The sequence below is a fragment of the Pseudomonas sp. AS2.8 genome (assembly GCF_014190935.1).
Taxonomy (GTDB): Bacteria; Pseudomonadota; Gammaproteobacteria; order Pseudomonadales; family Pseudomonadaceae; genus Chryseomonas.
The window spans coordinates 890152-916040 of record NZ_JACHVV010000002.1 but is presented as its reverse complement, the minus strand read 5'-3'; the positions used below and the strand labels follow the sequence as shown (position 1 = coordinate 916040).

General features: G+C 66.5%; 22 protein-coding genes. 7 read left to right on the top strand and 15 right to left on the bottom strand.

Features of this window, described 5'->3' with window-relative positions:
- Positions 1-3: 3 nt before the first annotated feature.
- From FHR73_RS11190 to FHR73_RS11170, 5 genes are all read right to left on the bottom strand, one after another.
- The gene (locus FHR73_RS11190; protein WP_183631142.1) at positions 4-2547 is read right to left on the bottom strand and encodes an EAL domain-containing protein; all 2544 of its coding nucleotides are present in this window, start codon (positions 2545-2547) and stop codon (positions 4-6) included.
- 161 nt (positions 2548-2708) lie between these two features.
- Positions 2709-3293 carry a DUF4136 domain-containing protein gene (locus FHR73_RS11185; protein ID WP_183631140.1) on the bottom strand — a complete coding sequence of 195 codons (585 nt, stop codon included), beginning with the start codon at positions 3291-3293 and terminating at the stop codon, positions 2709-2711.
- Positions 3294-3355: 62 nt separating this feature from the next.
- Positions 3356-3967 carry a DUF4136 domain-containing protein gene (locus FHR73_RS11180; RefSeq protein WP_183631138.1) on the bottom strand — a complete coding sequence of 204 codons (612 nt, stop codon included), beginning with the start codon at positions 3965-3967 and terminating at the stop codon, positions 3356-3358.
- A 47-nt stretch (positions 3968-4014) separates the two neighbouring features.
- Positions 4015-4770: a methyltransferase domain-containing protein gene (locus FHR73_RS11175; protein WP_183631136.1), complete on the bottom strand. Its 756-nt coding sequence runs from the start codon at positions 4768-4770 to the stop codon at positions 4015-4017.
- Positions 4767-5072 carry a nucleotide pyrophosphohydrolase gene (locus tag FHR73_RS11170; RefSeq protein WP_183631134.1) on the bottom strand — a complete coding sequence of 102 codons (306 nt, stop codon included), beginning with the start codon at positions 5070-5072 and terminating at the stop codon, positions 4767-4769. Before FHR73_RS11170 ends, FHR73_RS11175 begins: the two co-directional genes overlap by 4 nt.
- Positions 5073-5106: 34 nt before the next feature.
- Here FHR73_RS11170 and FHR73_RS11165 point away from each other — a divergent pair, with 34 nt between their 5' ends.
- Complete coding sequence (locus FHR73_RS11165) at positions 5107-6333, top strand: hypothetical protein (protein WP_183631132.1); 1227 nt, start codon at positions 5107-5109, stop codon at positions 6331-6333.
- A 123-nt stretch (positions 6334-6456) separates the two neighbouring features.
- Here the strand turns inward: FHR73_RS11165 and FHR73_RS11160 are convergent, their stop codons facing one another.
- From FHR73_RS11160 to FHR73_RS11115, 10 genes are all read right to left on the bottom strand, one after another.
- Positions 6457-6876, bottom strand: a complete 420-nt coding sequence (locus FHR73_RS11160) for a GNAT family acetyltransferase (RefSeq protein ID WP_183631130.1) — start codon at positions 6874-6876, stop codon at positions 6457-6459.
- Between the two features lie 224 nt (positions 6877-7100).
- Positions 7101-8126: a peptide ABC transporter ATP-binding protein gene (locus FHR73_RS11155; RefSeq protein ID WP_183631128.1), complete on the bottom strand. Its 1026-nt coding sequence runs from the start codon at positions 8124-8126 to the stop codon at positions 7101-7103.
- Positions 8113-9144 (bottom strand): ABC transporter ATP-binding protein, encoded by a 1032-nt coding sequence (locus tag FHR73_RS11150; RefSeq protein ID WP_133859868.1) that lies wholly within the window; start codon positions 9142-9144, stop codon positions 8113-8115. Before FHR73_RS11150 ends, FHR73_RS11155 begins: the two co-directional genes overlap by 14 nt.
- Positions 9141-10052 (bottom strand): ABC transporter permease subunit, encoded by a 912-nt coding sequence (locus tag FHR73_RS11145; RefSeq protein ID WP_183631126.1) that lies wholly within the window; start codon positions 10050-10052, stop codon positions 9141-9143. Before FHR73_RS11145 ends, FHR73_RS11150 begins: the two co-directional genes overlap by 4 nt.
- Positions 10053-10074: 22 nt before the next feature.
- Complete coding sequence (locus FHR73_RS11140; protein ID WP_183631124.1) at positions 10075-11085, bottom strand: ABC transporter permease subunit; 1011 nt, start codon at positions 11083-11085, stop codon at positions 10075-10077.
- Positions 11086-11445: 360 nt separating this feature from the next.
- A complete protein-coding gene (locus FHR73_RS11135) occupies positions 11446-12864 on the bottom strand; it encodes an OprD family outer membrane porin (protein WP_183631122.1) in 1419 nt (472 codons plus the stop codon).
- Between the two features lie 145 nt (positions 12865-13009).
- Complete coding sequence (locus tag FHR73_RS11130; protein ID WP_183631120.1) at positions 13010-14602, bottom strand: ABC transporter substrate-binding protein; 1593 nt, start codon at positions 14600-14602, stop codon at positions 13010-13012.
- 42 nt (positions 14603-14644) lie between these two features.
- On the bottom strand, positions 14645-16243 hold the full coding sequence (locus FHR73_RS11125) for an ABC transporter substrate-binding protein (RefSeq protein WP_183631118.1): 1599 nt from the start codon (positions 16241-16243) through the stop codon (positions 14645-14647).
- Between the two features lie 70 nt (positions 16244-16313).
- A complete protein-coding gene (locus FHR73_RS11120) occupies positions 16314-17912 on the bottom strand; it encodes an ABC transporter substrate-binding protein (protein WP_183631116.1) in 1599 nt (532 codons plus the stop codon).
- A gap of 246 nt (positions 17913-18158) precedes the next feature.
- Entirely contained in the window at positions 18159-18866 is a 708-nt protein-coding gene (locus FHR73_RS11115) for an SIMPL domain-containing protein (RefSeq protein WP_183631114.1), read from the bottom strand.
- A 178-nt stretch (positions 18867-19044) separates the two neighbouring features.
- On the opposite strand from FHR73_RS11115, the gene FHR73_RS11110 reads away from it, so the two are divergent.
- The 6 genes from FHR73_RS11110 (at position 19045) to FHR73_RS11085 (ending at position 25886) form a co-directional block, all read left to right on the top strand.
- On the top strand, positions 19045-20304 hold the full coding sequence (locus FHR73_RS11110; RefSeq protein WP_183631112.1) for an ATP-binding protein: 1260 nt from the start codon (positions 19045-19047) through the stop codon (positions 20302-20304).
- A 16-nt stretch (positions 20305-20320) separates the two neighbouring features.
- Positions 20321-20881, top strand: a complete 561-nt coding sequence (locus FHR73_RS11105; protein ID WP_183631110.1) for a response regulator transcription factor — start codon at positions 20321-20323, stop codon at positions 20879-20881.
- 124 nt (positions 20882-21005) lie between these two features.
- Positions 21006-22739: an ABC transporter ATP-binding protein/permease gene (locus tag FHR73_RS11100; protein WP_183631108.1), complete on the top strand. Its 1734-nt coding sequence runs from the start codon at positions 21006-21008 to the stop codon at positions 22737-22739.
- A gap of 83 nt (positions 22740-22822) precedes the next feature.
- Entirely contained in the window at positions 22823-23575 is a 753-nt protein-coding gene (locus tag FHR73_RS11095; RefSeq protein WP_026083998.1) for a FadR/GntR family transcriptional regulator, read from the top strand.
- A gap of 133 nt (positions 23576-23708) precedes the next feature.
- A complete protein-coding gene (kdgD, locus tag FHR73_RS11090; RefSeq protein ID WP_133859859.1) occupies positions 23709-24620 on the top strand; it encodes a 5-dehydro-4-deoxyglucarate dehydratase in 912 nt (303 codons plus the stop codon).
- Between the two features lie 246 nt (positions 24621-24866).
- Positions 24867-25886: an alginate lyase family protein gene (locus FHR73_RS11085; protein ID WP_260175676.1), complete on the top strand. Its 1020-nt coding sequence runs from the start codon at positions 24867-24869 to the stop codon at positions 25884-25886.
- The last annotated feature ends 3 nt before the right edge of the window (positions 25887-25889 follow it).

Below are 25889 nucleotides of genomic sequence, written 5' to 3'. Positions count from 1 at the left end.
TCGTCAACCCGCCCGTAGATCGGTTGCCAGCAGCGCTGCCAGTTCGCGGCCAGTCAGGGAGGGACCGAACAGGGCCCCCTGGACCTCCTCGCAGTGCTGCGCCCGCAGCCAGGCCAACTGGCCAGGCGTCTCCACGCCCGTCGCCGTCACCCTGAGGCCCAGGGTTCGGCCCAGGCCGATCAGGGCCTGGGCGATGGCGGCATCGGCCTGCTGATCTTCCAGGCGCGCGACAAGCCGGCTATCCAAGCTGATGCCATCCAGCGCGGGGTGGCGCAGCGCCTCCAGGGCGCTTGAGCCTCGGCCGAAGTCGGCCAGACTCAGGCACACGCCCAGGGCCTCGAGCGCCTGTAGCGGCAGCGGCGCCGTGGCATTGTCTGCCTGCAGCAGCACCTCGGGCAGTAGCAGCTCCAAACGCTCCGCTGCCAGACCACTCGTCTGCAAGGTGCGGGCGACCGCCGCCACCAGGGCCTCGCCATCGGCGAACGAACGAGCGCACAGGCCGATGACCAGCCGCAGCGGCGCGGGCCAGGCCGCGGCAGCGTGACAGGCGTGGTCCAGCAGCCAGAATTCCAGGGGAACGCTGAGCCCGGTCTCTTCGGCCAGGGGCAGGAAGGCCTCCGGCGGCAACAGGCCGCGCAACGGATGGGCCCAGTGCAGCCGCACCTCGATGCCGCTCAGCCTGCCCGCGGCGGTGCTCCGGCGGGGCAGGTAACCCGGGCGCAACTGATCGAGCGCCAGCGCCTGGCGCAGCTCCTGTTCCAGATCACGCCGCTGGCTGAGCTGGGCGTCCATCGCCGGTGCATGAAAGCACCAGCCATTGCGGCCCGCGGCCTTGGCCTGGTACAGCGCGATATCCGCCAGGCGCAGCAGGTCCTCGACCTGGCTGGCCTGCTCCGGCGCCTGGGCGATGCCGATGCTGGTCCCGACACTGACCGACTGTTCCTCCAGGAGGATGGGTCGGCCAATGGCGTTCACCAGGCGCGCACAGATCTGGTCGACGGTCGCCACATCCAGGTGACCGAGCAGCACCACGATGAATTCGTCACCGCCCAGGCGCGCCACCAGGCCGCCGGGTCTCAGACTGGCCTGCAGACGCCGGGCGATTTCCTGCAGCACCCGATCGCCGGCGGCGTGGCCGAGGCTGTCGTTGACCGGCTTGAAGCGATCCAGATCCAGGCTGAGCAGCGTCAGCGGGGTCCTGGCTTGCGTCAGCTTGCGCGCCAGGTAGTGCTGCAATTGCAGGCGATTGGCCAGGCCGGTCAGGCTGTCGTGTTGCGACAGGTGTTCGATTTCCGCCTGGGCATTGACCGCGGCGGTGATGTCACTGGCGGTGCCGCGAAAGCCCGCGTCCTTGGGCAGCGGTCGGGCGGTGATCTCGCAGACCCGGGAGTGACCCAGGCGGTCGCGATAATGACAGCGCAGCACCTGGCGCTCGTCGAGGTGCCGAGCGTTGCCCTGGAGCCAGGCGGCCAGCGGGGTCGTCTCGCTGCTGAACAGCTCCGCCAGCGGCCGCCCGAGCCAGCTGCCAGGTGTATGCCCGGTGATGCGGGCGAAGCGTTCGGACAGATAGGTGATGCGGCCCGCGGCATCGCTTTCCCAGAGCCAGTCGGAGGCGGCCTCGGCAAGTTCGCGAAAGCGGTTTTCGCTGCGGCTCAACTCGGCCTGGCTGGCGACCAGGGCATCGAATTGCTGGTCGAGTTGCCGCGCCGAATTCAGCGCATGGCGGATCAGCAGGGCCAGCACCAGTCCGAGCAGCAGTACCCCGGCCAGGAAGACCGGCAGGGTACGGCGCAGGAGCTGGGCGCCGGGTTGCGGCGGTTGCCAGTTGAGCAGCAGCGGTGAATCCAGCAGGCGCAGGTATTCGTGATCGACCAGGGGCACCCGCGACGCCTCGAGTCGCGGCAGGCCATAGGTGTCGCTGAGATGGGCCAGGGTGTCCGGATCGAGCACGTTGACGAACAGCATCACCGAGGGCGCGCCGGGGCCCGGGGCCACGCTGTAGCTCGCGCCCGGCGTGATGGTGGCCGCGGCGACCAGCGCCGGGACGCCGCCGACGCCCAGCACCCGTACCAGGCTTTCGGTCTCGCCGGGACGCTGGCGGGTCTCCGCTAGCAGGCCGGCCAGATCGCCTTCGAGCCATTGCGCCGCCGCGCGCTCCGTCGGCCGGCCATCGATCACCGCATAGACGGTACGATCCTGCGGATCCAGCACGAAGACCCCGTTGTAGCCATAGAGCTCGTAGGGGATGTCGCCGACGTTGCGCTCGTCGTTGGCCCAGAAGAAGTCGACCGTCAGGTGCAGGTGCTTGTAGGCCTCGCCCCACTTGGCGTAGTTGATGATGTTGTGGCCGATCTCGTTTTCGACCTGCACCAGGGTGCGCTCGATATAGGTCCGGGCGCGTTGCTGGACGTCGGCGTCCTGGCTGGTGGCGGTCCTGATCAGCAGGTAGCAGCCGAGGCCGAGCAGGATCGGCAGGGCGCAGATGACCGGAAAGAGGCGCAGCAGCAGATTGTGGCTGCGGCGGGTGGCGACGGGCGTGGACGGCATGTTGGACCTGGGCGGCGCTGGACGACAGTCAGGATTCCCGCGAGGTGGCCAAGAACGGCGCGAGGGGTGCCTGGCCAGGGGCCATTATCCGCCACCGCCCTCCAGCCGTCTGCTCACGGTCTGACCAGGGGCAGCGCTGAGCCGCCCGGACGGTCGACCGCTCAAGGGCGCGGTGGATAGCTGACGAGCAGTTCGTTGATCAGGCGGCTGAAGGCGGCGCTGCGTTGGGCCGGCGTGGCGTTCTGGTCGTCCAGCAGGCGCTCTTCGCTGGCGCGCCAGACCAGCTTGCCGTCACGGCCATCGAGCATGTCGAGCTGGACCGTCATCACCGGGTAGGTAACGGTCTGGGTGCGCACATAGCTCGGCCCCCAGGGACCGGGACCCCAGGCGGAGCCCCAGGGGCCACCCCAGCCCGGACCCCAGTAGGGATCGGCATAGCTGTAGCTCTGCTGGCGCTGATCGAGGATCACATAGAGCTTGATCTTCAGATCCGGCCGCGTGCCTGCCGCCGCGGGGCGCAACCCGCGCTGGTCGAGGCCGCTGCTGACCGAGTCGCGCAGGCGTTGCTCGGTGAGATCGCTGCGCACCCGCGGATCGTTGGGACGGTACTCGATGGCCGGGTCCGCCCAGCTCCAGCTGCGATAGGCGGCGAAATCGCGGCTGGCATCATAGTCCAGATTGCGCGGACCGCGCTCGGCGCAGGCCGCCAGCAAGAGGACCGCAAGCAGCAGGAGGCAACGTTTCATGGGCGATCCTCTGAGGTGAGCGCGCTAGTCTGCTTGGACTGGCTTAAGGGCCACTTATCCCTTCAGTTCGGCGGATAGTTGGCCAGCAGGTGGCGGGTGGTCTCGCGCAGGGTGCGTGCGCGTTCGCCGCTGTTGCCGCCGGAGGCCTGTTCGGCGGCCGAGTGCCAGAGCACCTGGCCGGTGGCGGGATCGAGCAACTCCACCTCCAGCACGTCGACCAGGAAGGTCCGGGTGCGGGTCCGCGCCTGGCCGACGCTGGCGCCATAGCCTGGGCCGTAGCCATAGGGTCCGTAGCCGCCGTAGCCATAGCCGGTGTCGTAGTAGTCGGTGTACTGCTCGCTCCGCTGTTGCTGGGTCAGGCGGGCCCGTACCTGCAGATCGGCGCGGGCACCGCCGATGGCCGGTCGCAGGCCGCGCTGGTCGAGGCCATCGGCCACCGCCTGCTGCACGGTCTGGCCATCCAGGCCGCCGCTGACCACCGCGGCGCCGGGTGCCCAGCGCCAGGTGCGATAGCGACTCCAGTCACGCGGCGCCGGCGGATAGGCCGCCGGATCCTGCTGCGGCAGCACCGGCATAGAAGCTTCGGGCAGGCTGCTGGCGACATAGGGATTGGGCGTCTGGCAACCGGCCAGGGCGAGCAGCGCGAACGACAGGCAGAGCAGGGGGCGACGCATGACCGGTTCCTCGAAGGAATGCTGGCCAGAGCATACCGCGCCCGGGGCTATCCTGCCTTAGCTTGGCAGAGCCAGTGCAGATAGCGCCCCAGGCCGGCGAACGCTGGGTGCCGCCGGTGGGCCAGTTCCATGGCCACCAGCTCTTCGCCGTTGGCACGGGTCTGGAATTCCGGCGGCATGTAGTCGTGAAAGACCCGTACGCCACTGCGCGCCTGGATCCGCCAGTCCGGCGCCAGCCAGGCCTCGACCTCGCGCGGATCGAGGGGCTGTTGCGGCGTGAGCCCGCGTCGGCCCGCGCCGGCGTATTCACCCTGCCGGAGTTTGCGAAAATGCCCCTTGAGCAGATTGCGATAGATCAGGGCGTCGCGGTTGTAGAAGGCCAGGGACAGCCAGCCGTCCGCCGCCAGGCAGCGTTGCAGCGTCGGAAGGATCGCCGTGGGCGTCTCCAGCCATTCTAGCACGGCGTGGCAGAGCACCAGATCGAAGGGTTCGGCGAAGGCGGGCAATGCCTGCCAGGGCAGCGCCAGCCAGTCGGCGTCGAGTCCGGCGGCGGCGAAGGCCTCCTGGGCCCCCGCCAGCATGGGCGCCGAGGGCTCGGCCAGGGTCACGGCATGGCCCTGTTGCGCCAGCCAGAGACTCATGTGGCCGAGCCCGGCGCCGATGTCCAGCACCCGCAGCGGACGCTGCGGCAGCATCTCGGTCAGATCCGCCTGCAAGACGGCCAGGCGGATGGCGCCCTTGGTGCCGCCATAGATGTTGGCCGCGAAACGGCTGGCGCGGTCGTCGAAGAAGGTATCGCTCACGGCAGGAAGCGCCTCTCGTTGTCGGCCAGCTTGGCCAGTACCGCCTGCTCCACATCCAGCTCCAGTTCGCTGCCCAGTTGCAGCAGATAGAGCAGCACATCGGCGATTTCCTGGCCGGCGTGTTCGCGTTCGGCGGTGCTCAAGGCACGCGCTTCGGCATCGCTCTTCCACTGGAATATCTCCACCAGCTCGGCCATCTCGACGCTGGCGGCCATCGCCAGATTCTTGGGGTTGTGATAGCGCCGCCAGGCGTTGGCGTCGCGGATCGCGTGCAGGCGGGTGAGCAGGGCAAGGAGGTCCATGGGCGTCCGGGGGTCGGCAAAACGCCATTCTCCCATGGCTGAACGCGCGGGCGGCAGTGTCTCGTCCGCCGGCCGGCGCGACAGCCTGGCGCTGCTGCTCTACCCTGAGCCCATCACCGACACGCTGGCTGCTGGAGCCCTGATGAAATCTTGCCTGTCCGGACTGGGGTTGGCCCTGCTGCTGACCACCGGCGTTGCCCATGCCGAAAAGCTGCTGCTGGAAGGCACCCTGGGCCAGGCCCGGGTGGTGGTGGAGGTCGATCCCACCGCCAACGACGAAGCCTATGGCCGCTATTTCTACGACCGCTATCGCCGCGACCTGCGCCTGAGCGGTCCGGCGCAGTCGGGTGGCCGGCTGGAGCTGGAGGAGGGCGCGCCCTGGCAGGACGGTCCCAAGGCCAGCTGGTCGCTGACCCGCGGCCAGGACGGTACCTGGACCGGCAGCTGGGGCGGGGCCGGCAAGACCCTGCCGCTCGCGCTGGCGCCGCTGCAACGGGGGCAGTCCGCTGCGGATGATCGCTATCGGCAGAAACTGCGCCAGGACGATCCTTACGAGTATCGTCGCCTGCAGGGACTAAAGCTGGAACAGGGCGAGCGCCAGACCTTCATGGGCCGTGGCCTGCGCTGGTGGCGCGAGCCGGTCTCGGGCATGCGGCTGTTTACCGTGGAGGGCGCCAGCGAGGCGGCCAATGCCGTGCTGCGCGAACGACTCTGGGCGGAGGTCGATGCCCATCTGAGCTGCATCGGCCCTGATGGCGAGCACAGCCTGCAGGTGACCCCGCAGCTGCTCAGCGAGCGGGTGCTTAGCGTCAATCTGTTCAGCCAGTACAGCTGCAGCGGCGCGGCTCACCCGGATTTCGGCAGCGCGCCCCTGACCCTGGATCTCCAGACCGGCCAGGAGCTGGCGCTGGAAGACCTTCTCTGGCTCGGTCATGGCCAGCCGATCCGCCCGCAGCCGGAAGATCGTTATTCCCAGGCCCTGGCGGACTACCGGCAACGGACCCTGGCGCCCTGGGTGATCCGGCTGTTCACCCGCCTGTATCCGCAGCTGATGCAGGCGCCCGCCGACGGCGACGGCTGTGACTATCGCAGCGCCGACGTCTGGCAATTCGCGCCCTGGTACCTGACACCCAAGGGTCTCTACCTCGGCCCGACCTTCTTCCGCGCCGCCCGCAACTGCGACGAACCCGGCGGCACCCTGGTGCCCTACGCCGAAGTCCGCAAGCATCCGGGGCCGTTGGTGGGGCTGCTGCCCCGCTAGGGCACATGCGGGTACCGGGTAATGTTGGGCTTCGACGATAGAGCCGTCTCAACCCAACCTACAGGACGTCCGTAGGTTGGGTTGAGCGCCAGCGAAGCCCAACATTGGCAAGCAGGAAGCCGCCTACTCGTCGGCGATCAGCCGCTTGCCCAGGGTGACGACCTCGGCCTCCACATAACCCAAGGCCGCATAGAAGCCGAGGATCGCCGTATTGTCCCGGCGCACCATGAGCTGCAACTTGGGGCAGCCGCGTTCGGTCAGCAGGTGTTCGGCGGTCTCCACCAATCGCCGGGCATGGCCGCGGCGCTGGTGCGCGGGGGCCACCGCCAGGTAGTAGAGCCAGCCGCGATGGCCATCGGTGCCGACCATGGCGCTGGCCATGAGGGTGCCGTCCGCTTCGCCCACCAGGAACAACTCGGGTTGCTCGGCGAGCTTGCGCTGGATGTCGCGGTAGGGATCGTTCCAGGGGCGGGTCAGGCCGCAGGCCTGCCAGAGGCTGACCACGGCCTCGGTGTCGGCGGGCTGGAAAGGGCGGATGTGCATGGGGAGGCAGCCTGTAGCGGGGCAGGGGTGTGTCGGGCTTCGACGCTGGAGCCGTCTCAACCCAACCTACGGGACTACCGTAGGTTGGATTGAGCGCCAGCGAAGCCCAACACCATAGGCCAGGCCAAAGATGTTGGGCTTCGACGATGGAGCCGTCTCAACCCAACCTACAGGGGCGACGTAGGTTGGGTTGAGCGCCAGCGAAGCCCAACGGTCCCGATGGCCTAGAGAAAGTTCTCCGCATAGTGGCAGGCCACCTGGCGGGCTTCCACGTTGCGCAGCGCCGGGACCTCGGTCTTGCACTTCTCCGTCGCATAGGGGCAACGACGGTGGAAGACGCAACCGGGTGGCGGATCCAGCGGGTTGGGCAGTTCGCCCTGGATGCGAATGCGCGGCTTGCTCGGATCCGGGTGCAGACTCGGGGTGGCCGACAGCAGCATCTGGGTATAGGGATGCAGGGGCCGCTCGAACAGCAGGTCGCGACTGGTCTTTTCGACGATGCAGCCGAGGTACATCACCATCACCTCGTCGGCGATGTGGCGCACCACCGAGAGGTTGTGGGAGATGAATACATAGGCGGTGCGGTACTGCTGCTGCAGATCCATGAACAGGTTGAGCACCTGCGCCTGGATGGACACGTCCAGCGCCGAGGTCGGCTCGTCCGCCACCAGCACCGTGGGCTGCAGCATCATGGCACGGGCCACGGCGATGCGCTGGCGCTGGCCGCCGGAGAACATGTGCGGATAGCGCTGGTAGTGCTCGGGCCGCAAACCCACCTGCTGCATCATCGCCTGCACCTTCTCGCGCCTTTCGGTGCGCGACAGGCTGGTGTTGATCTGCAGCGGCTCGGCCAGCTGGTCGCCGATCTTGCGCCGCGGATTGAGCGAGGCGTAGGGATTCTGGAACACCATCTGCACCTCGCGGCGCAGTTCCTTGCGGCGGGCGGCGTCGGCCTTGGCCACGTCCTGGCCACCGATGACCAGGCTGCCGGCGGTGGGCTGCTCGATCAGGGTCAGGGCGCGGGCCAGGGTGGACTTGCCACAGCCGGACTCACCCACCACGGCCAGGGTGCGCCCGGCCTGGAGGTCGAAGGAGACGCCGTTGAGCGCCTTGACCGTGGCATTGTCCTTGAACAGGCCGCGGGAGATTTGATAGTGCTGGGTCAGGCCCTTGGCTTCGAGCACGAGGTGCTCGGGCGCCTGCTCCGGGGCGGTGGAGCGGGCGAGGACGGTGGCTTCAGACGGCGCCATGGCGATCCTCCGGCAACTGGCTGGGACGTTGATGTTCGGGCAGCACCGCGGGGGCCTCGCCCGGGGCGACGTTGCGCGGGAAGAAGCAGCGCACCGCACCGCGGTCGTAGGGCTCCAGCGCCGGGCGCTCCTGGCAGCGCGGCTGCACATAGGGGCAGCGCGGGCTCAGCAGGCAGCCGGCGGGACGGTCATAGCGACCGGGGACGATGCCGGGCAGGGTGTGCAGGCGGTCCGTCTGGCTGTGCTCGGGGATGGCCGCCAGCAGGGCTTCGGTGTAGGGATGCGCAGGGGCGTCGAACAGGGTCGGCACCACGCCTTTCTCCACCGCCTGGCCGGCGTACATCACCACCACGCGCTGGGCGGTCTCGGCCACCACGGCGAGGTCGTGGGTGATGAGGATCAGGCCCATGCCCTCGTCGCGCTGCAGATTGACCAGCAGCTCCATGATCTGCGCCTGGATGGTGACGTCCAGCGCGGTGGTGGGTTCGTCGGCGATCAGCAGGCGCGGCTCGGCGGCGATGGCCATGGCGATGGCGACGCGCTGGCTCATGCCCCCGGACAGCTGGTGCGGATAGGCGCCGAGGCGACTGGCCGCGGCCGGGATCTCGACCTTTTCCAGCAATTCCAGGGCGCGCTGGCGAGCGGCGCGACCCTTGAGGCCCAGGTGCTGGCGGATCACCTCTTCCAGCTGGAAGCCCACGGTGTAGCTGGGGTTGAGCGCCGTCATCGGGTCCTGGAAGACCATCGACAGCTCCTTGCCGATCAGGTGCCGCCGGCGGCGACCCTTGAGGCTGAGCAGGTCCTGGCCGTCGAAGGCCAGGCGGTCGGCGGTGATGCGGCCGGGGTGATCGATCAGGCCCATCACGGCCATCATGGTCACCGACTTGCCGGAGCCGGACTCGCCGACGATGGCGACGATCTCGCCCTGATCCACCGTGAGATCGAGGCCTTCCACCACCGGCGGGGCGTCGGTGCCGCCGAAGCGCACCGAGAGGTTCTGGATTTCGAGGAGGCTCATGACTGCACCTTCAGACGCGGATCGAGGGCATCGCGCAGGCCGTCGCCCATCAGGTTGATGGCCAGCACGGTGAAGAGGATGGCGAGACCCGGCAGGGTCACCACCCACCAGGCGCGCTCGATGTAGTCGCGGGCCGAGGCCAGCATGGTGCCCCACTCGGGGGTGGGCGGCTGCACGCCGAGGCCGAGGAAGCCCAGGGCGGCGGCATCGAGGATCGCCGAGGAAAAGCTCAGGGTGGCCTGGACGATCAGCGGTGCCATGCAGTTGGGCAGCACGCTGACGAACATCAGCCGCAGGGTGCCGGCGCCGGCCAGCCGCGAGGCGGTAACGTAGTCGCGGTGCAGTTCGCCCATCACCGCGGCGCGGGTCAGGCGGACATAGGACGGCAGCGAGACGATGGCGATGGCCACCACGGTGTTGATCAGCCCTGGGCCGAGGATGGCGACGATGGCCACGGCCAGCAGCAGCGAGGGCAGCGCCAGCATGATGTCCATCAGGCGCATGATCACCGGACCGGCGCGGTTGGGCGAGAAGCCGGCCACCAGGCCGAGCAGGATGCCGGGGATCAGCGAGAAGATCACCGAGGCCAGGCCGATCAGCAGCGACAGCCGGGCGCCGTGGATCAGTCGGCTGAGCAGGTCACGCCCCAGCTCGTCGGTACCCAGCGGGAACTGGCTGTTGCCACCGTCCAGCCACAGCGGCGGGGTGAGCATGAAGTCGCGGAACTGCTCGCTGGGCGCATGGGGTGCGACCCAGGGCGCGAAGAGCGCGCAGAACACCACGATGACCATGAAGATCAGCCCGCCGAGGGCGCCCTTGTTGCGGGCGAAGGCGTGCCAGAACTCCTTGAAGGGAGAGGGGTAGAGGGCGCTCGGGTCTTGAGCGGCCGGGGTGTTTACCGTTGTCATAGGCTCTGTCCGTATGGGCGCATCAACGCTGGTGGCGGATGCGCGGATTGACCAGGCCGTAGAGGATGTCCACGACGAAATTGACCAGGATGACCAGGGTGGCGATCAGCAGGATGCCGTTCTGCACCACCGGGTAGTCCCGGGCGCCGATGGCCTCGATCAGCCACTTGCCGATGCCGGGCCAGGAAAAGATGGTCTCGGTGAGCACCGCGCCGGAAAGCAGGCTGCCGACCTGCAGGCCGAGCACGGTCAGCACCGGGATCAGGGCGTTGCGCAGGGCGTGAACGAAGACCACCCGCTTGGGCGACAGGCCCTTGGCGCGGGCGGTGCGCACATAGTCCTCGCGCAGGACCTCGAGCATGGCCGAGCGGGTCATGCGGGCGATCACCGCCAGCGGAATGGTGCCCACCACGATGGCCGGCAGGATCAGGTGCTTGAGGGCATCGACGAAGGCGCCGGGCTCGTCGGAGAGCAGGGTGTCGATGAGCATGAAGCCGGTGCGCGGCGGGATGTCGTAGAGCAGGTCCAGGCGGCCGGAAACCGGGGTCCAGCCGAGTTGCACCGAGAACAGCATGATCAGCAGCAGGCCCCACCAGAAGATCGGCATGGAATAGCCGGTCAGGGCCACGCCCATCACCCCGTGATCCACCGTGGTGCCGCGCCTGAGGGCGGCGATGATGCCGGCCAGCACGCCGAACACCGTGGCGAACAGCATGGCCGCCACCGAGAGTTCCAGGGTGGCCGGGAACAGGGTCAGGAATTCGTCCCAGACCCCGACGCGACTGCGCAGGGATTCGCCGAGGTTGCCCTGGGCGAGGTTGCCGATGTAGTCGAAATACTGCTGGTACAGGGGCTTGTCGAGGCCCAGGCGGTGCATGGCTTCGGCGTGCATCTGCGGATCGACGCGGCGTTCGCCCATCATGACCTCCACCGGATCGCCGGGGATGAGGCGGATCAGGGCGAAGGTCAGCAGGGTGACGCCAAAGAACGTCGGTATCAGCAGCCCGAAGCGACGGGCGATGAAGGCGAGCATCGGAGGGGGTATCTCCTCTTGAGGCTGATCAAGACGGCGCGAGTACGTGCCCGGCCGCGTTTTTAAGTGAAAGCCCGCGCAAAAGCCCGCAGGCTTTTGCTCTGACTCTCAGACCTTGTGGGTCCGGATTCATCCCTGCACGGACCGTCCTGGTCCGCGACGAACGAGGCCTGCGCGAGGCAGGCTCGTTCGGTCCTACGAATAGGTTCGAAGAGCGCTCTGGGCCAGCGCTCCAAACCCGGCAGACTACCACGTTGCCACGGGTGTCGATATCCTCGACACGGCCAGGGCTTCGCCGGTGTTCGCGACGCGATCCCGGCCAGATGCCCGACACTGCGTGGAAGCCGCCGGGGCCTGCCATTACAGCAGGTTGAACGGCAGGGTGGAGACCAGGCGCAGCTCCTTGACGTTGCCGTCGACCTGGTTCTGGCTGGCGCGGTGATCGGTCAGCAGCAGGCGGAAGCGGCTGTCCTTGAGCGCGCCCTGCTGCACCTTGTAGGTGGTGACCAGGCCGATCTCGTGGTGCTTCTCGCCATCCTGCTGCAGGACCTCGGCATAGTTGGCGTACTTGCCGGCGCCGGCGTCGTAGTGGGTGCCGTCGATGTCCCAGCCCTTGGCGTACCAGACGCCAGTGCTCAGGCCGGGCACGCCGAAGTAGCTCCAGTCGGTCTCGTAGCGGATCTGCAGCGACTTCTCGTTGGGGCCGTTGTAGTCCGAGACCAGGGAATTGGCCAGGTAGATGGCCGCGGTCTCGTGGGCGTAGTCGAAGTATTCGTTGCCGTCGATCTGCTGGTAGGCCAGGGTCAGGCTGTGGGCCTGGTGGCTGCCGGTGAACGCCAGGCTCCAGGCGGTGTTGTCGATGTCGCCGGCCTTGGCGCTGCCGGCGTCGACGGTGCGATAGGCGTTGGCCACCGCCTTCCAGGCGAAGGTGTCGAGCGAGCCGCCGGCCTGGGTGACGCTCAGGAAGTACTGATTCCAGACGTCTTCGAAGTTGGCGCCATAGACGCTGACTTCCCAACCCTGGGGCAGCTTGTAGTTGCCGCCGAGAAAGCTCAGGCGGTCGGCGGTGACCTCGCGGGTGCCGTACTCGGTGGTCCACTTCTCGTCGCCGGCACCGGTCCGCGGACTCACGCGGGTAAAGCTGCCCCCCTGCAGCGAGAGGTTGTCCCATTCATCGCTGGTCAGGGCGAAGCCGTCGAAACCGGACGGGAAGGGCCGGTTGTCGTTGTAGCTGATCACCGGGGTGTCGAGCATGAAGCGGCCGATCTTGAGCTCGGTGTTGGAGACGCGGAAGCGCGCATCGGCGATGCCCAGCTTGGACCACTCGGCATGGCCCTCGCCCTCGGCGTTGGCCAGGGTGCGGTTGCCGCCGCCACCGATCTGGCCCTTGCCGCGTTCCAGGTTGGTGGCCTGATAGCCAGCCACGTCGATGCCGAAGCCCACCGGGCCCTGGGTGTAGCCGGAGCTGTACTTGAGCGCCGTGGCCTGGACCCAGGTATTGCGCGAGTGGGTGCGCACCCGGGTGCCGTTCTTGCTGTAGCTGAAGATCGGATCGGAGCTGGTCTCGCGGGCAAAGAAGTTGCGCGTGGTCAGGGTCAGGCTGTCATCGGCGAAAAAGCCCTTGGCGCCTTCCTGGCCCTTCACCGGCTTCTGCACGTTGGGCAGGGTCTGGACCTCGTTGGCGTAGCTGGGATCTTCCGGCGCCGGGGACTGGGCGTGGGCGGTCAGGGCCAGGGTGAGCAGGGAGAGGGCGAGGCCTCCCCGGTGGACGTTGGTCATCAGGTGTGCTCCAAAGCGGTCGTTTTTTCTGTTATCTGGGCGTTTTCCGGCACGACCGAACCCGTCGCGCCGAAACACGGCGCGAGGCGGGAAAGGTCGAGGGGCGGGCCGCCCGGGCCCGGTCGCTTACGGCATCAGCTGCCGATCAGTCGAGGGTTACCGTGGAGAAGTCGTAGACCCCCAGCGGACTCTGCACATAGCCCTGCACCTTGGGTTGCAGGACATCGGTGAACAGCGGGTGCGCCAGCGGAATCCAGGGCATCTGCTGGTGGAAGATCTGCTGGGCCTGCTCGTAGAGCGCGGTACGCTGGGCCGGGTCGTTGATGCGCTTGGCCTTTTCGATGGCGTCGTTGAAGGCCTTGTCGCACCAGAACGAGCGGTTTTCGCCGCTTTCCGCCGCCGAGCAACTCAGGTTGTTGGTGAGGAAGTTGTCCGGATCACCGTTGTCGCCGGTCCAGCTAGCCATCATCAGGTCGTGCTCGCCGGCCTTGGTGCGCTTCATGAACTCACCCCATTCGAACTGGGTGATCTCGGCCTTGATGCCGATCTTGGCCAGGTCGCCCTGGATCAGCTGGGCCACCAGGGCCGGACTACCGCCGGGGCCGCTACCGGTGCTGATGTAGTACTTGAGGGTGAGGCCATCGGCGTAGCCGGCTTCCTTGAGCAGCGCCTTGGCCTTTTCCACGTCATGGGGCCAGGGCTTGATGTCCTTGGCGTAGCCCAGCAGCGACGAGGGATAGGGATTGATCGCCGCCTTGGCACCGCCTTCGCCGAACACCGTCTTCAGGTAGTTCTGCTGGTCGAAGGCCATGGCGATGGCCTGGCGTACCCGCACGTCGCTCAGTGCCTTGTTCCTGGTGTTCAACGCCAGGTAGGAGGTGGTCTGGCTTTCCACCTGGGCCAGCTTGAGGCTCTTGTCCTGCTTGAGCATCGGCACGTCCTGCGGCTTGACCGTCAGGCCGATCTGGCACTCGTTGTTGCGTACCCGCTGGATGCGCACATTGGGATCCAGGGTCACCGCCAGCACCAGGCCGTCCATCTGCGGCTTCTTGCCGAAGTAGTCCGGATTGACCTTGTAGCGGGTGTTGGAATCCTTGGCATAGCGCTGGAAGACGAAGGGACCGGTGCCGATGGGCTTCTGGTTGATGTCGTCGGTCTTCTTGCTGGCCAGCAGGCTGTCGGCGTATTCCTTGGACAGGATCGAACCGAAGGCCATCGCCAGGTCGGCGAGGAAGGGCGCCTCGGGCTGGTTGAGGGTGAAGCGCACGTGGCTGTCGTCCACCTTGTCGATGGACTTGATCAGGGTGCCCATCTCCATGGCCGCCGCATAGGGATAGCCGCTGGGAGAGAGGTTGTACCAGGGATTGTTCTTGTCGAGCATGCGCTCGAAGCTGAATACCACGTCGTCGGCGTTGAAATCACGCGTCGGCTTGAAGTAGTCGGTGGTGTGGAATTTCACCCCCTGGCGCAGGGCGAAGGTGTACTGCAGGCCATCCGGGGAGACCTCCCAGCTTTCGGCCAGGCCCGGCTCCAGCTCGGCGGTGCCCTGCTTGAATTCCACCAGGCGGTTGTACAGCGGGGTAGCCGAGGCGTTGAAGGTATAGCCGGAGGTATAGCGACCCGGATCGAAGCCTTCCGGATTGGCCTCGGTGCAGACCACCAGGGGCCGGGCCAGGGCGGCATTGGCCGTCAGGCAGAGGAGGGCGGCGAGAGACAGCGAGAATAGCGGTTTGGACACGGAAGGCTCCTCGTGAAGGCCCGCGAGGCGGGCCGGACAGGGTCAGCGGTCGAGGCTTACGCCATAGAACCCGGTAACGCCGAAGGGATTGATCTTGAAGCCCTGCACTTCTTTGCGCATGGGCTGGGACACCACCGAGTGGGCCATGGGGCTCACCGGCATCTGCTGGCGAATGAGCTGTTGCGCCTGCTCGTAGAGACGGGTGCGTTCGGCGCGATCGTTGCTGGTCTTGGCCTTCTGGATGAGGACGTCGTAGCTCTTGTCGCACCAGCGCGCATAGTTGCTGCCGCCGATGGCGCTGCAGCCGTAGAGCACGCCCAGCCAGTTGTCCGGATCGCCGTTGTCGCCGGTCCAGCCATAGGTCAGCACATCGTGTTCGCCGGCCTTGGCGCGCTTGATGTATTCGCCCCATTCGTAGCTGACGATCTTGGCCTTGATGCCGACCTTGGCCCAATCCTGCTGGATCATCTGCGCCGACTGGCGGGCGTTGGGGTTGGAAGCGCGCTGCACGGTCATGGCCCAGAGCGCGATCTCGGTGCCGTCCTTGATCCCCGCCTGCTTGAGCAGCGCGCGGGCCTTGGTCGGGTCATAGGGCGCGCCCTTGATGTTCTTGTCGTAGGACCACTGGTTCGGCGGGATCACGTTCTGCGCGACCTGGCCGGCGCCCTGGAACACGGTGTCGACGATGGCCTGCTTGTTGATGGCCATGTCCAGGGCACGCCGCACCTCGGGCTTGTCCAGCGGCGGGTGCTGGACGTTGTAGGCGAGGAAGCCGACGTTGAAACCCGGTTGCTGCAGCACCTTGAGGTTGGCGTCCTGCTTCATCTCCACCAGATCCGCCGGGCGCGCATAGCCGCTCACCTGGCATTCGTCGGCCTTGAGCTTCTGCAGGCGGGTGGCGGCGTCGGGGGTGATGGCGAAGATCAGATTGTCGAGCTTGACGTCCTCGGGCTTCCAGTAGTCCTGATTGCCCTTGAAGCGGATCACCGCATCCTTCTGGTAGCGGCTGAAGACGAAGGGGCCGGTACCGATGGGCTGCTGGTTGAGCAGCTCCGGCTTGCCCGCCTTGAGCAACTGCGCGGCGTACTCCGCCGACTGGATGGAAGCGAAGCTCATGGCCAGGTCGGCGGCAAAGGCGGCATCGACCTTGTTCAGGGTGAAGACCACGGTGTGGTCGTCGACCTTGGCTACCTTGGCGATGTTCTGGTCCAGCCCCATGTCGGTGAAGTAGGGGAATTCCGTGGGGTAGGCCTTACGGAACGGCTGCTCCTTGTCGAGCATGCGCTGGAAGGTGAAGACCACGTCGTCGGCAGTGAAGTCGCGGGTGGGCTTGAAGTAGTCGGTGGTATGGAATTTCACGCCCTGGCGCAGGTGGAAGGTATAGGTCTTGCCATCCGCGCTCACGTCCCATTGGGTCGCAAGGCCCGGTTCCAGGGTGGTGCCGCCGCGCTGGAACTGCACCAGGCGATTGAAGACCGTTTCCGCCGAGGCATCGAATTCGGTGCCCGAGGTGTATTGCGCCGGATCGAAACCGGCCGGGCTGGCTTCCGAGCAATAGACGAGGTTGCTCGCCGCCTGGGCGAGCGGAGCGCAGGCGAGCAGGCTCGCCGCCAGCAACGAGTAGGCGTAGGGAAGGCGCATGGGTCTCACTCCATCAGTCAAATGAACGGCCAGGGCCGGGAGGCTGGCTCCCGGCCCTGGCCAAGAGGCTTCACTTGCTGACGCTGACGCCGTAGAACTCGTTCAACCCGAAGGGGCTGATCTTGTAGTCCTGGACTTCCTTGCGCATCGGCATGTAGACCGTGGAATGCGCGATGGGCGTCATGGGCACCTGCTGCTTGAGCACCTGCTGGGCCTGTTCGTAGAGCTTGGTGCGCTCGCCCTGGTCGGTCACGCGCTTGGCCTTGACCACCAGATCGTCGAACGGCTTGTAGCACCAGCGGGAATAGTTGTTGCCGCCGATGGCGTTGCAGCCGAAGAGGGTCGCCAGCCAGTTGTCCGGGTCGCCGTTGTCGCCGCTCCAGCCGATCAGCATGATGTCGTGCTCGCCGGCCTTGGCGCGCTTGTTGTACTCGCCCCATTCGTAGCTGACGATCTTGGTCTTGACGCCGATCTTGGCCCAGTCCTGCTGGAGGATTTCCGCCATCAGGCGGGCGTTGGGGTTGTAGGGGCGCTGCACCGGCATGGCCCAGAGGGTGAATTCGGTGCCTTCCTTGAAGCCGGCTTCCTTGAGCAGGGCCTTGGCCTTTTCCGGATCGTAGGGCGCGTCCTTGATGGACTTGTCATAGGACCACTGGGTCGGCGGCATGGCGTTGACCGCCACCTGGCCGGCGCCCTGGTAGACGGCGTTGATGATGGCCTGCTTGTTGACGGCCATGTCCAGTGCCTGACGCACCTTGAGGTTGCCCAGATCGCCGTGCTGGGTGTTGTAGGAGATGTAGCCGAGGTTGAAGCCCGGCTGCGACGGCAGCTTGAGATTCGGATCCTTCTTCAGGCCGTCCAGATCCGCCGGACGCGGATAGACGGTGATCTGGCACTCGCCGGCCTTGAGCTTCTGCATCCGTACCGAGGGATCGGTGTTGATGGAGAAGATCAGGTTGTCCACCTTGGCGCCCTCGGCCTTGTCCCAGTAGTCCGGGTTGGCCTTGTAGCGGATCACCGCATCCTTCTGGTAGCGGCTGAAGACGAAGGGACCGGTGCCGATCGGCTTCTGGTTGATCTCGGCAGCCTTGCCGGCCTTGAGCAGCTTGTCGGCGTATTCGGCCGACTGGATCGACGGGAAGGGCATCGCCAGATTCTGCAGGAAGGCGGCGTCCACTTCGTTGAGGGTCATGCGCACCGTGTAGTCGTCGACCTTTTCCACCTTGGCGATGTTCTGGTCGAGGCCCATGTCGGTGAAGTAGGGGAATTCGGTGGGGTAGGCCTTACGGAACGGATTGTCCTTGTCCAGCATGCGCTGGAAGGTGAAGAGGACGTCATCGGCATCGAAGTCGCGGGTCGGCTTGAAGTAGTCCGTGGTGTGGAATTTCACGCCCTTGCGCAGGTGGAAGGTGTACACCTTGCCGTCTTCGCTGATGTCCCAGCTCTCCGCCAGACCCGGCTTGACCTGGGTACCGCCGCGCTCGAACTGGGTCAGCTTGTTGAAGATGGTTTCCGCCGACGCATCGAAGTCGGTGCCGGTGGTGTATTGCGCCGGATCGAAACCGGCCGGGCTACCTTCGGAGCAGAACACCAAGTTGGTTGCCTGGGCCAGGGGTGCGCCGGCCAGCAGACCGGAAGCGAAGAGGGCAGCGAGTACGTTCTTGTGCATGGAGACCTCATGTCGGGGACGGCGCAACACGATGTGGCGTTGCGAAACAGAATGCCGATGTCTTGTGGACAGATGAGCCCACATGCACAGCTTATGCCCATGTCCATAGCTCAGGCGAGCTATTGACCCCGAGAGACCCAAACAGGAAACAGATGTCGCAAAGATGTAAGACGAGGCGGGGTGGCAGGAAGCCGGTGCGCACTAAAAGTGCGCACCGAAACAGCGTTGTTACTTTTCTGCACTAGATCAGGGCATCTGTACTTCGATGGTACCGCCCGCGGTCACTTCGACGGTGGTGGTACCGGGGGCAACGTCCGGGGTCACGGCGTCGCTGGCGGCCTTCATCGCCGACATGCGCAGCATCGGCAGCGGCTGGGGTACGCCACTGGTGCCCAGGTCCAGGTTGACGATGCGATAGCCCGAGCCACCCAGGGCTTCGGTGGCCAGCTGGGCGCGGGCCTTGAAAGCGGCCACGGCGTCCTTGAACAAGGCATCCTCCTGCTGCTTGCGGGTGCCATCGGCGATGGTGAACTGCAGGTTGCCCATCTTCAGGTTGCCCAGCAGCTCGCCGGTCAGCTTGGACAGGGCGGCGAAGTCGGCGCTTTCCAGGCGCAGTTCGCCGCGCTCGCGCCAGGCATTGATGGCGCGGCCCTGGTCTTCATAGACCGGGTAGGTGTTGCGATTGCCCAGGGAAACGTCCACGCCGGCGACCTTGCGCGCCTGTTCCAGGGCGGCATTGAGGGTCTTGGTGGTGTCGCTGGCCAGGGTCGCCGGATCCTGGCCCTGGCTTTCGGTATAGAGCATGACCTGCATGCGGTCGCGCGGCACCTCACGACTGACCTCGGCCCTCAGGCTGATCTGGTTGTAGCGCGCTTCGTCGGCCTGGACGCCGGTGGCGAGCAGGGTGCTGAACAGCGCGGCGCCCAGCACGAGCGGACGTAGGGAAGGGGTCATGGTGTTCTCCTGAGTGGCAGTACGAAAGCGGTGTGACCACGGACCCGGCGGATGGTGCGTCGCTTTGCCGCGTCGGCGGCTGCGGGCGGATACCCATCGCTATAATGCCAAGTCTGCTCTGACCGGCAGGCCCGCCAGGGGCTGCCGTCTCGATCGTTTCTTGCGCCTGGAACCTCGCATGTTCTCCTTGCCCGTTCAATGGTTGTCCGCCAATCGCCAGAATCTCGGGCGCCTGGTCCTTATCCGCGTGCTGGTACTGGCCGCCCAGGCTGGCTCGGTGGGGATCGCCCGGCTGTCGGGCATCGTCCAGCTGCCCTGGACGGCCCTGGCCATCACCCTGGGCGTCTCGGCGGTGCTCTGCCTGTTCGCCGCCCTGCGACTGACCCGCCCCTGGCCAGTCACCGAGCAGGAGTACGCGGCGCACCTGGGCTGCGACCTGGCCATCCACAGCGCCCTGCTGTATTTCGCCGGCGGCCCGACCAACCCCTTCGCCTCCTATTACCTGGTGCCCCTGACCATCGCCGCGGCCACGCTGCCCTGGCTCTATACCCTGGTCCTGGCCGCCCTGACCCTGGCGGTCTTCTCGCTGATGCTGCTCTCCTACGAGCCGCTGCATCTGCTGGTGGCCAACGATGGCGCGGTGCTCAGCTACGGCATGTGGCTGAGCTTCGCCCTGTCAGCCGCCGTCATCACCCTGTTCGTGGCGCGCATGGCCACCGCCCTGCGCGAGCAGGAGAGCCTGCAGGCCCAGCGCCGCGAACAGGCCATGCGCGATCAGCAACTGCTGGCCGTGGCCACCCAGGCCGCCGGCGCCGCCCACGAGTTGAGTACGCCGCTGTCCACCATGAGCGTGCTGCTCAAGGAGCTGCAACAGGAGTACGCCGGTCAGCCGACCCTGAGCGAAGACCTGGCGCTGTTGCAGGCCCAGGTCGGGCAGTGCAAGCAGACCCTGCAGCAACTGGTGCGCGCCGCCGAGGCCGACCGTCGCCAGACGGTGCAGGAGCAGACCGCCGTGGAGTGGCTGGAGGCGACCATGGATCGCTGGCACCTGATGCGACCGGAAGCCACCTACAGCTTCGAGGTGGTCAGTCTGGGCACGCCGCCGCGCCTGACGCCGCCGGTCGAACTTACCCAGGCGCTGCTGAATCTACTCAACAACGCCGCCGACGCCTGCCCGGAAAACCTGGCCATCCGTCTGCATTGGGATGCCCGCGAACTGTGCCTGTCGATCCGCGATCACGGCGCCGGGGTACCCCTGGCCATCGCCGAGCAGCTCGGCAAGCCGTTCTTCACCACCAAGGGCAAGGGCTTCGGGCTGGGCCTGTTCCTCAGCCAGGCAAGCGTCACCCGCGCCGGCGGCACGGTGAAGCTCTACAATCACGAAGAAGGCGGCACCCTGACCGAATTGCGCCTGCCGCGGCACTACGCCCTGGCGTGAATGCCTGGAGAATTCTATGACTGACGACCTCAACAGCGGTTTCGACGACCAGCCCCACATCCTGCTGGTCGACGACGATCCCACCTTTACCCGGGTGATGGCCCGCGCCATGGATCGCCGCGGCCTGCGCGTGTCCATCGCCGACAGCGCCGAGGAAGGCCTGCAGCTGGCCAAGGAAGACCTGCCGGACTACGCGGTGCTCGACCTGAAGATGGAAGGCGACTCGGGGCTGGTGCTGCTGCCCCAGCTGCTGGAGCTGCATCCGGAGATGCGCGTGGTGATCCTCACCGGCTATTCCAGCATCGCCACCGCGGTGGAAGCCATCAAGCGCGGCGCCACCAACTACCTGTGCAAGCCGGCCGATGCCGACGATGTCCTGGCCGGCCTGCTCGCCCAGCACGCCGATCTCGACACCCTGGTGCCGGACAATCCCATGTCGGTGGATCGCCTGCAGTGGGAACACATCCAGCGGGTGCTGGCCGAGCACGAAGGCAACATCTCGGCGACCGCGCGTGCCCTGGGCATGCATCGCCGTACCCTGCAGCGCAAGCTGCAGAAGCGTCCGGTACGTCGCTGAGGGCTTTCATCGCCCACGATCGCCGTGGGCGACAAACTGTTACATTGTTTCAGTCAGAATTCGTTCAGGCTTTCCGGCATAGGCTGTGCAGGCGTCTCGTTGAGCAGTCCATGAGAGTCCGAGCATGTCCGAATCCGCCGTACCCGTGCCCTCCGTCTACGGGGCTTCCCGTGGGCATTTCCTGGCCCGCGTCTGGGCCCTGATCATCCCCTACTGGCGCAGCGAAGAGAAAGGCAAGGCCTGGCTCCTGCTGTCCGTGGTCATCGCCCTGTCCCTCGCCGGGGTCGGCCTGTCGGTGGCCCTGAACACCTGGTACCGCTACTTCTACGATGCCTTGCAGAATCGCGATCTGGCCGCCTTCATCCGGCTGATGCTGTACTTCTGCGGACTGGCCGCCACCGCCATCCTGCTGGCCGTGTACCGGCTCTATCTGACCCAGGCGCTGACCATCAACTGGCGCCGCTGGCTGACCGAAAAGCACTTCGGCCTCTGGCTGTCCGATCGCAACTACTACCAGCTGGAACGCGAAGGCGGCGCCGACAACCCCGACCAGCGCCTCACCGAAGACATCCGCGACTTCGCCGAAACCACCCTGAGCCTGGGGCTGGGCTTCATCCGTACCGTGGTCAGCCTGGTGTCCTTCAGCGTCATCCTGTTCGGCATCTCCGGCGACATCACCCTGTTCGGCATCACCATCCCGGCCTACATGTTCTGGGCCGCGCTGATCTACGCCACCATCGGCACCTGGCTGACGCATCTGATCGGCCGGCGGCTGATCGGCCTCTACAATCAGCAGCAACGCTATGAAGCCGATCTGCGCTTCGGCCTGATCCGCGTCCGCGAAAAGGCCGAGAGCGTGGCGCTGTTCCGCGGCGAAGCCAACGAGCACCGGCGCCTGCTGGATCGCTTCGGCTACGTCTGGGGCAACTACCACCTGGTGATGAACTACACCAAGCGGCTGACCTTCTTCACCGCCGGCTACAGCCAGATCGCCATCATCGCCGGCTTCGTGCTGGCGGCACCGCGCTACTTCTCCGGCAAGATCCAGCTGGGCGACCTGATGCAGATCAACTCGGCCTTCGGCAACGTCCAGGAGAGTCTCAGCTGGTTCGTCGACGCCTATGTCAGCCTGGCCGGCTGGCGCGCCGTCTCCGACCGTCTGCTGACCTTTCGCGAGACCATGGCCGAATTCAGCCAGGAGACCGACATCCTGGTGCCCCATGCCAGCGACAGCGACCTGATCCTGGAAGGACTCTCCCTGGGCGCCGCCGGCCGCTTGCTGCTGCATCCCACCGATCTGCGCATCGCCCGTGGCGAACATCTGCTGATCGAAGGCGCCTCGGGCAGTGGCAAGAGCACCCTGTTGCGGGCCCTGGCCGGCCTCTGGCGGCAAGGGCAGGGCGGTATCGCCGTACCGCCGGGGCGCCAGCTGTTCCTGCCGCAGCAACCCTATCTGCCCATCGGTACCCTGCGCGAAGCCCTGGCCTATCCGCAGCCGGTGGAGGCCTACACCGACGAGCGCCTGACCGAAGTCCTGCGGCACTGTCGCCTGGACCAGCTGGTGGAGCACCTCGACGAAAGCCGTCATTGGGAGCGTACCCTGTCGCCGGGCGAGCAGCAGCGCGTCGCCCTGGCCCGGGCGCTGCTCTATGCCCCCGACTGGCTGTTTCTCGACGAAGCCAGCTCGGCGCTCAGCGAAGCGGACGAGCGGGCCCTCTATGAGCGCCTGCTGGCGGAAAACCCCGGCCTGACCTTGGTCAGTGTCGGCCATCGTCCGAGTCTGCGCGCCTACCACCGTCGCCACCTGCTGCTGGAGGGCCAAGAGTTGCGTCCTAGAGCGGTCGGTGAAGCATCCTGACATGGACTAAGCGGTCTAAATCGGGCGTTTGGGAGGAGGTGGGTGCTATGATTCCAGAGTCCCTTCAATCGGTACGAGAATCCATGTCAGCACCCACCGTATCCCGCCCCCGAAAAAGACCCCGTAGCCTGGCAGAAGAGGTCGTCGGGGTGCTGATTCAGCAGATCGGCGACGGCCAGTTCCAGCCCGGCGACAAGCTCCCCACCGAGTCGGCCATCATGCAGGCCCAGGGCGTGAGCCGTACCGTGGTACGCGAGGCCATTTCGCGACTGCAGGCCGGTGGCTATGTGGAGACTCGCCACGGCATCGGCACCTTCGTGCTGGAGCGGCGCCCCGAGTCGCCGCTGCCGATCGATCCGGCCACCATCACCACCCTCAAGGACGTGCTGGCGATGCTCGAGTTGCGCATCAGCCTGGAAGTCGAGGCCGCCGGCCTGGCCGCCCAGCGCCGCTCGGCCGAGCAACTGCAGGCCATGTGGGCATTGCTGGAAGCCATGCGCACCGGCGTCGAAGAGCCCGATCGCGCGGTGAGTGCCGACCTGGAGCTGCACCTGCTGATCGCCAGCTCGACCGGCAATCGCTATTTCAGCGACATCATGAGCTACCTGGGCACGGTGCTGATTCCCCGTACGCGCCTCAATTCCGCCTATCTCGCCCATGATGACCAGCAGCTCTACCAGCGCCGTCTGGATGCCGAGCACGAAGCCATCGTCCAAGCCATCGAAGACGGCAACCTGGAAGCGGCCCGCGCCGCCATGCGCCTGCACCTGAGCAACAGCCGCGAACGCCTGAGACGCGCCCATGAAGAAATGGAGCGGCAGGCGGAAGAGGTCTGAAACAGGGCTTCACCGGCTTGGAGAGCATTTTTCTGGTTGGGGCTTGCCCCTTCCATAAAAGAGGTTGTACGATGACTTACAACAGGTGGCGGACCTGCCGCACCTCAGTCCAACCTATGCCGAGGCACTCAAGATGACTCCACAAGAACTCAAACACGTCCTCTCTTCCGGTCTGCTGTCCTTCCCGCTGACCGACTTCGATGCCAACGGCGACTTCCGCCCCGACACCTATGCCAAGCGCCTGGAGTGGCTGGCCCCCTACGGCGCGACCGCGCTGTTCGCCGCTGGTGGCACCGGTGAATTCTTCTCGCTGGAAGCCAGCGAATATAGCGGCGTCATCAAGACCGCGGTGGACACCTGCCAGGGCAGCGTGCCGATCCTCGCCGGTGTCGGTGGCTCCACTCGCCAGGCCATCGCCTATGCCCAGGAAGCCGAACGGCTGGGCGCCAAGGGTCTGCTGCTGCTGCCGCACTACCTGACCGAAGCCAGCCAGGACGGCGTGGCCGCCCATGTCGAAGCCGTCTGCAAGTCGGTCAAGATCGGCGTGGTCGTCTACAACCGCAACGTCTGCCGCCTGCAGCCCCATCACCTGGAGCAACTGGCCGAGCGCTGCCCGAACCTGATCGGCTACAAGGACGGCCTGGGTGACATCGAACTGATGGTCGCCATCCGCCGTCGCCTGGGCGATCGCTTCAGCTACCTGGGCGGCCTGCCCACCGCCGAAGTCTATGCCGCCGCCTACAAGGCGCTGGGCGTGCCGGTCTATTCCTCGGCCGTGTTCAACTTCGTGCCCAAGACCGCCGTGCAGTTCTACGAAGCCATCGCCCGTGACGATCACGAGGCGGTTGGCAAGCTGATCGATGACTTCTTCCTGCCGTACCTGGAAATCCGCAACCGCTGCGCCGGCTATGCCGTCAGCATCGTCAAGGCGGGCGCCAAGATCGCCGGTTACGACGCCGGTCCCGTGCGGACCCCGCTGACCGATCTCAAGCGGGACGAATACGAGCAACTGGCCGCGCTGATGGACAAGCTCGGTCCGCAGTAAGGTCCGCTATCCGGGAGGTGCTCCGGCATCTCTCCGCCCGTTGCACAACCCGCGGCCAGTCGCTTGGTCGCGGGCTTTTTTTGCCCGCTCGCCAGGGTTGGGCAGCAGGATGCGGGGAGCGACCGGCTTAAGCCATCGCTAAGGACCGGGTGCGAAGCTGAGCAACTCAGCGCCTCTGCGCGCGAAGCCGGGCAGGGTGGTGCTCCAGCCCTTTTCTGAGCAACCCTTCGCTTGGAGGTCCCCGCCATGAGCGCCGCCCTGCTGTACCTCGCCCTGGCTGCTTCACCCGGGCACACCACCTGCCTGGCGGCAAGACCGCCCTCGGCCGCGGCGCTGACGCGAGCGGTCAGTCATCCTCCAGCGGCCGGGCCCCAGGCGCTGCCGGTCATCCATACCGCGGGGACCCTGCCGCATACCGGCATCCACGACCAGTCCGCCGCGGCGGTACGGGATTTCGGCTATATGCTCGATCTGGCGCTGGCCTGGCGGGATAGTCGCGATGCCGCGGCCCTGGCGCGTCTGGCCCGCTATCTCGATGCCTGGCTACCCGGGTATCGGCCCAGCTTCCAGCCCATCGACGAAACCAACCTGAGCAGTCTCATCGTCGCCTATCAGCTGACCGTGGCGGACCTGCCCGCGGCGACGGCCCGGCGTTCCCGCGCCTTCATCGAGACCCTGGCCGAGGGCTATCTGCAGCAGATGGAGGCGCATCGCGGGGATGCCCACGGGGTCTGGAGCAACAACTGGCAGAGCCACAGGATCAAGCTGGCGACCCTGGCCGCCGGTGCGCTGGATGATCCGGCGCTGTTCGCTCGGGCGCGGGCAGCCTTCGTGGCGCAGCTGTCGGTCAATCTCCAGCCCGATGGCGAGGTGCTGGACTTCAACGAGCGCGATGCCCTGCACTATGTCGTCTACGACCTCGAACCCCTGGTGCTGGCGGCGGCGGTGGCCCAGGGTCGCGGCGAGGACTGGTTGCACTTACCGGGCGCTGAAGGCCAGACCCTGGCCAGGGCGCTCGACTGGCTGCTGCCCTATGCGCGCGGCCAGCGCAGCCACGAGGAATTCCGCAATACGACGGTACGCTTCGATGTACAGCGTGCCCAGGCCGGGCTGCCAGGTTATGCAGGCACCTGGCAGCCGCAGAACGCCAGAAACCTGTACTGGTCAGCCAGTCTGCTCGACCCGCGCTATGCGTCCATCGCCCGCCAGCTCGCGGCGACACCGCCCCGGCTGCTGTGGGCCTATGCCCCGGCCTGTCAGGGCTAGTCC

Coding starts and splice junctions, on each gene's coding strand:
- FHR73_RS11190 (WP_183631142.1), bottom strand. CDS start 2,547: ATGCCGTCCACGCCCGTCGCCACCCGCCGCAGCCACAATCTGCTGCTG.
- FHR73_RS11185 (WP_183631140.1), bottom strand. CDS start 3,293: ATGAAACGTTGCCTCCTGCTGCTTGCGGTCCTCTTGCTGGCGGCCTGC.
- FHR73_RS11180 (WP_183631138.1), bottom strand. CDS start 3,967: ATGCGTCGCCCCCTGCTCTGCCTGTCGTTCGCGCTGCTCGCCCTGGCC.
- FHR73_RS11170 (WP_183631134.1), bottom strand. CDS start 5,072: ATGGACCTCCTTGCCCTGCTCACCCGCCTGCACGCGATCCGCGACGCC.
- FHR73_RS11165 (WP_183631132.1), top strand. CDS start 5,107: ATGGCTGAACGCGCGGGCGGCAGTGTCTCGTCCGCCGGCCGGCGCGAC.
- FHR73_RS11160 (WP_183631130.1), bottom strand. CDS start 6,876: ATGCACATCCGCCCTTTCCAGCCCGCCGACACCGAGGCCGTGGTCAGC.
- FHR73_RS11155 (WP_183631128.1), bottom strand. CDS start 8,126: ATGGCGCCGTCTGAAGCCACCGTCCTCGCCCGCTCCACCGCCCCGGAG.
- FHR73_RS11150 (WP_133859868.1), bottom strand. CDS start 9,144: ATGAGCCTCCTCGAAATCCAGAACCTCTCGGTGCGCTTCGGCGGCACC.
- FHR73_RS11145 (WP_183631126.1), bottom strand. CDS start 10,052: ATGACAACGGTAAACACCCCGGCCGCTCAAGACCCGAGCGCCCTCTAC.
- FHR73_RS11140 (WP_183631124.1), bottom strand. CDS start 11,085: ATGCTCGCCTTCATCGCCCGTCGCTTCGGGCTGCTGATACCGACGTTC.
- FHR73_RS11135 (WP_183631122.1), bottom strand. CDS start 12,864: ATGACCAACGTCCACCGGGGAGGCCTCGCCCTCTCCCTGCTCACCCTG.
- FHR73_RS11125 (WP_183631118.1), bottom strand. CDS start 16,243: ATGCGCCTTCCCTACGCCTACTCGTTGCTGGCGGCGAGCCTGCTCGCC.
- FHR73_RS11120 (WP_183631116.1), bottom strand. CDS start 17,912: ATGCACAAGAACGTACTCGCTGCCCTCTTCGCTTCCGGTCTGCTGGCC.
- FHR73_RS11115 (WP_183631114.1), bottom strand. CDS start 18,866: ATGACCCCTTCCCTACGTCCGCTCGTGCTGGGCGCCGCGCTGTTCAGC.
- FHR73_RS11110 (WP_183631112.1), top strand. CDS start 19,045: ATGTTCTCCTTGCCCGTTCAATGGTTGTCCGCCAATCGCCAGAATCTC.
- FHR73_RS11105 (WP_183631110.1), top strand. CDS start 20,321: ATGACTGACGACCTCAACAGCGGTTTCGACGACCAGCCCCACATCCTG.
- FHR73_RS11100 (WP_183631108.1), top strand. CDS start 21,006: ATGTCCGAATCCGCCGTACCCGTGCCCTCCGTCTACGGGGCTTCCCGT.
- FHR73_RS11095 (WP_026083998.1), top strand. CDS start 22,823: ATGTCAGCACCCACCGTATCCCGCCCCCGAAAAAGACCCCGTAGCCTG.
- kdgD (WP_133859859.1), top strand. CDS start 23,709: ATGACTCCACAAGAACTCAAACACGTCCTCTCTTCCGGTCTGCTGTCC.
- FHR73_RS11085 (WP_260175676.1), top strand. CDS start 24,867: ATGAGCGCCGCCCTGCTGTACCTCGCCCTGGCTGCTTCACCCGGGCAC.